General features: G+C 68.0%; 9 protein-coding genes and 1 pseudogene. 6 read left to right on the top strand and 4 right to left on the bottom strand.

Annotated features, from left to right (window positions below):
• Positions 1-178: 178 nt before the first annotated feature.
• Positions 179-1,654 (bottom strand): LCP family protein, encoded by a 1,476-nt coding sequence (locus tag ACFXI3_RS40520; protein WP_378406934.1) that lies wholly within the window; start codon positions 1,652-1,654, stop codon positions 179-181.
• Positions 1,655-1,863: 209 nt separating this feature from the next.
• Between ACFXI3_RS40520 and ACFXI3_RS40515 the strand changes: the two genes are divergently transcribed.
• Together ACFXI3_RS40515 and ACFXI3_RS40510 are read left to right on the top strand one after the other, a co-directional pair.
• On the top strand, positions 1,864-2,874 hold the full coding sequence (locus ACFXI3_RS40515; protein WP_378406932.1) for a glycosyltransferase: 1,011 nt from the start codon (positions 1,864-1,866) through the stop codon (positions 2,872-2,874).
• Positions 2,871-3,314: pseudogene (locus ACFXI3_RS40510) on the top strand (polysaccharide deacetylase family protein); the annotation flags it as partial. The gene ACFXI3_RS40515 and the pseudogene ACFXI3_RS40510, both read left to right, overlap by 4 nt.
• A 156-nt stretch (positions 3,315-3,470) precedes the next feature.
• Here the strand turns inward: ACFXI3_RS40510 and ACFXI3_RS40505 are convergent.
• Both ACFXI3_RS40505 and ACFXI3_RS40500 read right to left on the bottom strand, forming a co-directional pair.
• Entirely contained in the window at positions 3,471-4,469 is a 999-nt protein-coding gene (locus tag ACFXI3_RS40505) for a M56 family metallopeptidase (RefSeq protein ID WP_344279991.1), read from the bottom strand.
• A gap of 1 nt (position 4,470) precedes the next feature.
• Complete coding sequence (locus tag ACFXI3_RS40500) at positions 4,471-4,848, bottom strand: BlaI/MecI/CopY family transcriptional regulator (RefSeq protein ID WP_116203718.1); 378 nt, start codon at positions 4,846-4,848, stop codon at positions 4,471-4,473.
• A gap of 90 nt (positions 4,849-4,938) precedes the next feature.
• On the opposite strand from ACFXI3_RS40500, the gene ACFXI3_RS40495 reads away from it, so the two are divergent.
• The 4 genes from ACFXI3_RS40495 to ACFXI3_RS40480 are packed head-to-tail and all read left to right on the top strand — an operon-like array spanning position 4,939 to position 7,216.
• The gene (locus ACFXI3_RS40495) at positions 4,939-5,541 is read left to right on the top strand and encodes a DedA family protein (RefSeq protein ID WP_378406930.1); all 603 of its coding nucleotides are present in this window, start codon (positions 4,939-4,941) and stop codon (positions 5,539-5,541) included.
• A gap of 23 nt (positions 5,542-5,564) precedes the next feature.
• Positions 5,565-6,107, top strand: coding sequence for a phosphatase PAP2 family protein (locus ACFXI3_RS40490; RefSeq protein WP_378406928.1), 543 nt, complete (start codon positions 5,565-5,567; stop codon positions 6,105-6,107).
• Positions 6,104-6,469 (top strand): DUF1707 domain-containing protein, encoded by a 366-nt coding sequence (locus ACFXI3_RS40485; RefSeq protein ID WP_378406926.1) that lies wholly within the window; start codon positions 6,104-6,106, stop codon positions 6,467-6,469. Before ACFXI3_RS40490 ends, ACFXI3_RS40485 begins: the two co-directional genes overlap by 4 nt.
• A 9-nt stretch (positions 6,470-6,478) precedes the next feature.
• Positions 6,479-7,216: an SDR family oxidoreductase gene (locus tag ACFXI3_RS40480; protein WP_378406924.1), complete on the top strand. Its 738-nt coding sequence runs from the start codon at positions 6,479-6,481 to the stop codon at positions 7,214-7,216.
• On the opposite strand, the gene ACFXI3_RS40475 is transcribed toward ACFXI3_RS40480, so the two are convergent.
• Entirely contained in the window at positions 7,213-8,751 is a 1,539-nt protein-coding gene (locus tag ACFXI3_RS40475) for a long-chain fatty acid--CoA ligase (RefSeq protein ID WP_378406922.1), read from the bottom strand. The genes ACFXI3_RS40480 and ACFXI3_RS40475 overlap by 4 nt on opposite strands.

The following is an 8,751-nucleotide window of genomic DNA, read 5'->3' as shown; positions in this document are numbered from 1 at the left end:
CCACCCCGCCATCCCCGCCCCCCCCCCCCCCCCCGCCCACCCTTACTAAGCCAAACGGCGGTCTGGGGGGTCTTCTCACGGCATTTTCCCCGCCTTGACAAGCCACCCCAGACCGTCATCACAATCAGGCTTCGGGGTGCCCCCCCAACCCGACCAGCGATGTGCGAAGCACGAGCAGTCAGTTAACGCAAGTAACCCCATCAGCAGTAATATCCGGCGCACTCCCCGCAGGAGGACCCTGCAAAACCGCCGGAGCAGAAGCCGGATGCACCCCGGAATCATCCGAATACTTCTGCCCCAAATAAACCCGGAAATGATCCTTCTCAAGAGAATTATCCGAAGCCACCGCAACCCCGCCAAGCTTCTCGCCGATAGTCTCAGCCTGACTACGCTGCCCCCGCCCGTAGTACACAGTGGACGTCCGCCGAGTAGCACTATTAGAAACAGATCCCCGCGAATACCCAGCAGCAGCAAGCTTGTCCGCAACCCGATTAGCCAACCCATCCACCCCAGACGAGTTGCGCACATCAACCACGTAAGCGGCCAACGCAGGATCCCCAGCAGAAGAAGACGGCGGCGCACCAGCCGAAGAAGGCGGCGCAGAAGCGGAACCAGTCTGCTCCCGAACAAACTTCTGCACCTGCTGAGGATCAACCTGCACGGCATCACCATCATTAGGCGTCTTCAACGTAATACTAACCACGGGAACGGTAACGAAGTTGATACTCCCAGCACTCATCCCATGCAACTGCTGGGCAAACCCGAGCAAATCCCAGTTGGTATCAACAACAACAGCCTTCTTAACCGCCCCAATCAACGCATCCAACTTCCCCGGATCCGTCAACGTCCCAGCAGAAAGAATAGTCTTGGCCATGCTGGCCATGAAAACCTGCTGCCGCTTGATCCGATCCAGGTCCCCATTGGGCAACCCATGCCGCTGCCGAACAAACTGCAACGCCTGCGCCCCGGAAACATTCTGCGGCCCAGCCGGAAAATTAGCCCCAGAGTAACTATCCTTAACCGGAGCCTTGAGGCAAACCGGCACCCCGCCAACAGCCTGGCTGACATAGTAAAACCCAGCCAGATTGACAGCCGCATAATGCGTAATAGTCAACCCGGTCAACTGCTGCACAGTCTCAATAGCAGTCTTGGCCCCAGCCTGGGCAGAGTCAGTCTCCAGTTGCGCCCCAGACTCCCCGGCAGCCTTCAACTCAGTCTTCCGAGCAGTCTGCCCATAAGTATAAGCCGAATTGATCTTGTGCTTCCCGAACTTCCCGGCAAGCTGGACATAAGAGTCACGCGGGATAGAAATCGCCGTAGCATTCCCGCCCCCGGCCGGGATATGCACGACGATCATCGTGTCAGTCGTATCCCCGCCGTCCTCGGCGCCGCCAGCGTGCAGCTGATCGAGCACATCGTCGGGCAGCGGATTGCCCTCCGCGTCGGTGCGCGTGTCCAGGCCGACCATCAGGATGTTCTGCTCGCCCATCGGCGAACCGGCCCCGGCGCCGATCACGTCGGACCTGGTCAGGCCGTCGGTGATCTGGTTCAGCTTCGACCACGCGAAGGCCGTGCCGCCGAGGACGAGCAGCGAAACCACGGCCAGAAGCACCTGGGCGACGCGGAGCGCGCTGGTGGTCTTGCGACGACGCATCGGGGTTCCTCTTCCTGCCACGTCCGGTGGTCGAAAGACCCACGGTAGCGGGCGTCTCACCTGGACGGGTTACCGCTTACCCCAAATTGCGGAGACGGCGCCCGGAATGTCGGACCGAGGGTGTACCTCCACTGAGGGTCCGGTCTCGACTCTCATTCTACAGGGATGTAGTTTTACTACAGTCGTGTAGAAGTCGAAAGGGGTGCCGGATGGCTCGCGTGGTGATCGTGTCCGCCCGGATCGGGGCAGGTCACGACGGTGCCGCCAGAGAGCTGGACCGGTGGTTCGCCGATCGCGGCGCGCACGTCGTCCGCGCCGATTTCCTGGACCTGCTGCCGGGAAGACTCGGCGAGCTGCTCTGCGGTGCCTACCACCAGCAGCTCAACACTGTCCCGCGCAGCTGGGACTGGCTGCTCGGCGCACTCGGCACCCCGGCGCTGGCCGGAGCCGCCCGCCGGTTCGCCGGCCTCGCCACGCCGAGGCTCCGGGAACTGCTCGGCGACAACACCGACGTCGTCGTCTCGACCTATCCACTCGCCACACATGCGGTCGCCCGGCTGCGGCGCTCGAACGAACTGACCGCGCCCCTGGTCGTCTACCTCACCGACCCGTCGGTGCACCGGCTGTGCGTCAGCCCGGACGCGACGCTCACCGTCGCCCCGAACGAAACCGCCGCCCGCCAAGCCAAAGCGCTCGGAGCCGGTCGCACCCTCGTCTCGCGCCCGCTGGTCGCGCCCGCGTTCCGGCCTTCCACCGGGATGACCGAACGGCTGCGGCTCCGGCTCGCCTTCGGCCTCCCGCACGACGGCCCGCTCGCGTTGGTGGTCGCCGGATCCTGGGGCGTCGGCCAAATCGGACAGACGGCGGACGACCTCCTCGCGACCGGACTCGTCGAGCCAGTAGTGGTGTGCGGCCGCAACGAAGCACTGGCCGAGAAGCTGCGGAAAACCGGACACCGGCACGTCTTCGGCTGGGTCGACAAGATGCCGGAGCTGATGCGCGCGTGCGACGTCGTGGTGCAGAACGCGGGCGGGCTGACCACATCGGAAGCACTCGCGACCGGCCTGCCGGTGCTGACTTACCGCTGCCTGCCCGGCCACGGTCGCGCCAACGCCGCGGTGCTGCACGACGACGGCATCGTGCCGTGGGTCCACTCGCCGAGCGAACTGACCGAAGCGCTGGAGTGGTTGCTGCGACGGCCGGTCAAGGCAGCCGGATGATCCGCGGACTTGCCGCGGCGGCCGTCGCGCACGTGGCACCGGCGGCATTGTTCGTGCCGCAGCTGCGCCCGCCCCGCCTGGCCGGACGCGGCGACCCAGGCCACGTAGCACTGACCTTCGACGACGGCCCGAACCCGGAATCCACGCCGCAGTTCCTCCGAATCCTCGAGAAGCTGGACGTCCGCGCGACCTTCTTCGTGCTGGGCCGGGAGCTGGCGTCAGCACCGGAACTCGGCCGGGAAATCGCCGCGGCCGGACACGAGATCGCAGTCCACGGCTGGGATCACCGCTGCTTCCTGCGTCGCTCCCCGAAGGCGTTGCACGACGAGCTGACTCACACCGTCGACCTGATCGAACTCGTCACCGGGACCCGGCCGCAGTGGCTGCGCGCGCCGTACGGAGTGTTCAGCGCAAGTTCCTTGGTCTCAGCGCGAATCCTCGGCCTTCGGCCCGTTTTGTGGAGTACCTGGGGATTCGACTGGCCCAGCCGCGCCACTCCGCGCTCGGTCGTGCGCACTGTGTGCCGAAGGCTGACCGGCGGCGGCACGATCCTGTTGCATGACTCCGACGTCGCCGCCGCGCCGGGAGCGTGGCGGTCAGCGCTCGGCGCAGTCCCGGTGCTGGTGTCGGAATGCCGGGAGCGTGGGCTCGCCGTGGGTCCCTTGCGCGACCACGCACGCGGCCTGCTGAGCGGTCTCGAGGCCGGTGTGCAGATCGGTGGCCGCGTCGAGCGTGCAAGCCGTCGACCAGGCACAGGCGCCGAGCACGACCGCCACGGCGACCGCCGCGAGTGGCTTTCGCCGAGAGCCTGACGACGGGGCAGACAGCAGCGCCCGCACGCGCTGCGGCACCGGCCCGCCAGTCGCGGCAAGCGCGAGCGACGGTTGAGAACGGCTGGCCAGCGCGGCCTTCGCGACCGCGGTGGCCACTAGCTTCCGGTCACCGACGCGGTCTGCGGCAGCTTCGTCCGCCCAGCGTTCCAGCGCGAACCGGGCCGCTGAACCGAGCGGCCGCAACACCGGATTGACCGTGGTGGCGACCGTGACGATCGCGGCGAAAACGTGGTGCCGCAGCCGCAAATGCGCGCGTTCGTGCGCGAGCAGCGCGCGGCGCTCCCGAGGTTCCAAAGCCGACAGCATCCCGCTCGACACCGCGATCCGGCCGCCGCCTCCGGCCACCGCGAACGCGACCGGTTCCTCGCCCGGCAGCAGCACGAAGCCAGCCTCGCGGGTGTGCGCGTTCAGCTCGGCGTGCACCTTCCGGTGCCAGCGCACGTACTGAATCGCCGCGCGGGTCAACGCGACCCCGGCGGCCACGAGCGCGATCCCGCTGACGATCGCCAGTGGCAGGTTCACCGCGTCGGCCCCGTGGAACGCGACCGCGGAGAAATCGCCCAGCTCGCCGACAAACGGCAGCTGCGCCAGACCTGCGGCCGCCAGGACCGCGAGCGTCGCCGTGCTGCCGACGGCGAGCACCAGCGCGGACCCGGCGAGCAGCCAGCTGCCCAGCCGCGGCGACAGCCGGGGCGCGACCCAGCGCGCGACCGGCCAGGAAGCCAGCGGCAGCAGCAGGGGAGCGAGCAGGTCGAGGTTCACGTCAGCCGCCGTTCTGGCGCAGAAGATCGCGCAGCACGCGCTCGTCCGAAGCGGACAGATTCGACACGAATTTCGCCAGCACGCTCGACCGGTCGGCTTCGGCGTCGAGCACCTTGCTCATCCGGCGGGCGGCGAGCCCGGGTTCGTCGTCGGCGGCGCGGTAAGTGAACGAGCGGCCCTGCTTCTCGCGGGTCGCCACGCCCTTCTCGAACAGCCGGGACAGGATCGTGACGACGGTGGTGTAGGCCAGCCCGCCGCCGATCCGCTCCTGCACGCCGGCGGCCGACATCGGCTCGTCGGATTCCCACAGCACCGCGAGCACCTCGGCCTCCAGCTCGCCAGGAGCCCGCCGGGCGCTCTCGCCCCGTCCGTTCCGCATGACCCAAATTCTACCTGTTTGTCGAAGCCGCTCGGCTCACTACTACGTTCATGTAGAATTTCGACAGTTGTGTAGTAGTTGGAGGTGGGCATGCTCGACCCGAAGTGGCTGCTGGCCGCGTTCGGCCCGCTCGGCGTCTTCGCGGTGATGTTCGCCGAGACCGGATTGCTGGTGGGCTTCTTCCTGCCGGGCGATTCGCTGTTGTTCACCGCGGGGGTGCTGGCGGCCTCGTCGAAGCTGCACCTGCCGCTCGCGGCGGTCATCGTCGCGGCGGCGGCCGGAGCGCTGCTCGGCGCGCAGGCCGGTTACATCCTCGGCCGGCGTGGCGGGGGCGCGCTGCTCGTCCGCGTGCGCAGCAAGCACCTGCACGAGGGCGTCGCGCGCGGATCGGCGCTGCTCACCCGCTACGGGCTTGGCAAGGCAGTGGTGCTGGCCCGGTTCATTCCGGTGGTCCGGACCGTGCTGAACCCGCTCGTCGGCATCGCCGGGATGTCCGCCGCGAAGTTCGCGATGTGGCAGGTGCTCGGCGGTCTGCTGTGGACAGTCGGGGTGACGCTCGCCGGGTACGCGCTGGGCGCGTCGGTGCCGAACATCGACACGTACCTGCTGCCGATCATCGCTGTCGTGGTGCTGCTTTCGCTGAGCCCGCTGCTGATCGAGCTCGTCCGCGCACGCCGGAGCGCGGCGCGATGATCGATGCCGGGCTATATCGCGACGTGACGGATTTCGCGTGGTCACAGCAGTGGCTGGCCGGAATCGCGACGACGTTCAGCGAATACGGAGTTTTTCTGGTGGTGCCGGTGATCCTCGCGCTGCTCTGGCGGGCGCGCACCAGGGGAGCGGCGGCGCTGGCGGCCGCGGCGTGGGTGCCGATCGCGATCGCGGCGGCGCTCGCCGTGGACACCGTGCTGAAGTCAGTGTTCGCCGAGGTCCGGCCGTGTCGCGTGGTCGCCGGCGTGCACACGCTGCTGCCGTGCGATCCGCCGACCGACTACGCGTTTCCCAGCAACCACACGGTCATCGTCGCGGCGTTCGCGGTGGCGGTGCTGCTGGTCAACCGCAAATGGGGAGTCTGGGCACTCGTTTTCGCGGTGCTGATGGGGATTTCACGGGTGTACGTCGGGGCGCATTACCCGCACGACGTGCTCGCGGGGTTCGTGGTCGGCGCCGGGGTCGGGCTGCTCGGGATCGTGGTCCGCGAACCGCTCGCCAAGGTGGCGGTTCGGCTGATTCCGGCCGTATCCGGGAGGAAAGCATGACCGATCGACCTGTCCGCTGCTCCGACGCCGAACGCGAGCAAACGACGAAAGTCCTGAACAACGCGGCGGGAGAAGGGCGGCTGAGCCTGGCCGAGGTGGAAGAACGGGTCACCACCGTCTATTCGGCGCAGTACCGGCACGAACTGGACGCGGTGGTCGCGGATTTGCCGGCGCCGGCGGCACGGGCGAGCTGGCAGCCGTTGCTCCTGCTGGCCGGACATCAGCTGGTCACGGAGTTCGGCAGCGCGCCCGCGCGGCGGAAGCTGGCCGTCGGGATGCTGCTGATGATCGCGGTGGCGATGATGGTTTTCCTTGCCGCGCACGGCTTCGCCGGCGAAGGGCATCACTTCGAACACCACTAGACTGGCGGGGTGCAGAGGGAATCGGGCGTCGCCTTAGTCACTGGAAGTTCGCGCGGAATCGGCAGAGCGATCGCGGAACGGCTGGGCGCGGACGGGTTTTCCGTCGCGGTCAACTACCGCGCCGATCAGGAGGCAGCTGAGGCCGTCGTCGCCAAGATCCGCGCGGACGGCGGGCAGGCGACCGCCCTGCGCGCGGACGTGACCGACGACGCTGAGCTGCGCGGCCTTTTCGACCGCACGGAACAGGAATTCGGCGGTCTCGACGTGGTGGTCGCCAACGTGGGGATTGCCCGGTTCGTGCCGCTCGCGGAGGCCTCCGACGAGATCTACGACCTGATCTTCTCTACTAATCTACGGCCGACCTTCGTAGCCCTGCGCGAGTCGGCCCGGCGCGTGCGCGACGGCGGCCGGATCGTCGTGGTGTCGAGCGGTGTGGTCCAGACAGCCCGGCCCGGCACCGGGATCTACGGTGCCGCGAAGGCCGCCGGAGACCAGTTCGTGCGGGTGCTGGCGAAGGAACTCGGCCCGCGCGGCGTGACAGTGAACAGCGTGCTTCCGGGCGCGGTCCGCACCGAAGCGCTCCTCGCTGATGGCCCGCCGGGCGTGGTCGAGTACAGCGCGAAACAGACTCCGCTCGGCCGTATCGCCGAGCCCGGCGACATCGCGGACATCGTGGGTTTCCTGGCGTCTGACCAGGCCCGTTGGGTCACCGGCCAGACTGTGCACGCTGGCGGCGGCCAGTTCTAAGAGCGCTCGGCCAGCAGCTGCGTCCGCACGTCGGTCTTCAGCACCTTCCCGACCTTCGACCGCGGCAGGTCCGGCCAGAGCAGGACCTCCTTCGGCGTCTTCACGCTGCCGAGCAGTTCCTTCACCGTGGCCCGCAGCTCGTCGGCGGCAGCGGACCGTCCTTGGTGCAGCTGGACGACCGCGGTCACCTGCTCGCCCCACTTCTCGTGTGGCAGCCCGACCACTGCGCAATCCTGCACAGCCGGATGTGTCATCAGCGCCTGCTCCACCTCGGCTGAATAGACGTTGAACCCGCCGGTGATGATCATGTCCTTGGCCCGGTCCACGACGTACAGGAAGTTCTCCTCGTCGAGGTAGCCGATGTCGCCGGTGTGGTGCCAGCCGTGCCTGCTGACGTCCGCGGTCGCCTCCGGATTCCGGTAGTAGCCCGGCATCACCAGCGGCCCGCGCACCACGATCTCGCCGCGTTCGCCGCGCGGCAGCAGAGTCCCGTCGTCGGCCATGATCGCCACCTGCGTCAACGGCGTCGGACGGCCCGCCGAGGTGAAGCGTTCGCGGGCCAGCGAACCGTCCGGATGGAAGTGGTCGGCCGGGGCCAGCGTCGAGATCATCATCGGTGCTTCGCTTTGCCCGAACAGCTGTCCGAGCACCGGCCCGATCCGGGTGATCGCCTCCTCCAGCCGGGCGGCGGACATCGGCGCGGCCCCGTACCACAGGCATTCCAGCGAGCTGAAGTCCGTTGTGGACAGTGCGGGATGGTCCAGCAGCAGGTAAATCAGCGTCGGCGGCAGAAAGGTGTGGGTGATCCGGTGCCGTTCGATCAGGTCGAGGAACCGGCCGAGATCCGGCGACGGCATCACCACGATCTCGCCGCCGAGGGCCAGCACCGGGAAACACAACACCCCGGCGGCGTGCGTGAGCGGGGCCAGCGCGAGGTAGCGCGGCCGCGGCTGGAACGGGTAGCTCATCAACGTCAGCGCCGACATGGTTTCGACGTTGTGCCCGGTCAGCACCACGCCTTTCGGCCGTCCGGTGGTGCCGCCGGTGCCGACAAGCATCGCGGTGTCGTCTGGCGGATCGGACTGCCACGGCGTCTCGGGGAGCCCGTCGAGCCATTCGGCCAGCGGGATCGCGCCGGGGAACGAGCCGTCGAGGCACACCACCGTGGCCAGCTTCGGCAGCTGATCGGCGATGCGGGAGACGAGCGGTGCGAACGACTCCTGCACGAGCAGGCACGTGCAGTCGAACAGGTCCAGCAGCTCCCGGTTTTCCGCCGCCTCGTTGCGCGGGTTGACCGGGCACCAGACCGCCCCTGCCCGGCTGATGCCGAAGACGCACCCGAACGACACCGGGTCGTTGGCGGAGAGGATCGCCACCTTGTCGCCCGGCCGCACGCCGGAACGCGCGAGCGCCCGGGCGACCCGCCAGGACAGCTGCTGGACCTCGCCGTAGCTGAGCGATCCGCCGTCCGTGGTCAAACACGAGGCCGACGGGCCCAGCGAGGCGCCCTTGTCGAGGTAATCGGTCAGTCGCAC

It is taken from the genome of Amycolatopsis sp. NPDC059235 (assembly GCF_042754125.1).
GTDB lineage: Bacteria > Actinomycetota > Actinomycetes > Mycobacteriales > Pseudonocardiaceae > Amycolatopsis > Amycolatopsis albidoflava.
The sequence above is the reverse complement of the archived record's forward strand: the minus strand, read 5'-3'. Positions and strand labels throughout refer to the sequence as shown.

Coding starts and splice junctions, on each gene's coding strand:
- ACFXI3_RS40520 (WP_378406934.1), bottom strand. CDS start 1,654: ATGCGTCGTCGCAAGACCACCAGCGCGCTCCGCGTCGCCCAGGTGCTT.
- ACFXI3_RS40515 (WP_378406932.1), top strand. CDS start 1,864: ATGGCTCGCGTGGTGATCGTGTCCGCCCGGATCGGGGCAGGTCACGAC.
- ACFXI3_RS40500 (WP_116203718.1), bottom strand. CDS start 4,848: ATGCGGAACGGACGGGGCGAGAGCGCCCGGCGGGCTCCTGGCGAGCTG.
- ACFXI3_RS40495 (WP_378406930.1), top strand. CDS start 4,939: ATGCTCGACCCGAAGTGGCTGCTGGCCGCGTTCGGCCCGCTCGGCGTC.
- ACFXI3_RS40485 (WP_378406926.1), top strand. CDS start 6,104: ATGACCGATCGACCTGTCCGCTGCTCCGACGCCGAACGCGAGCAAACG.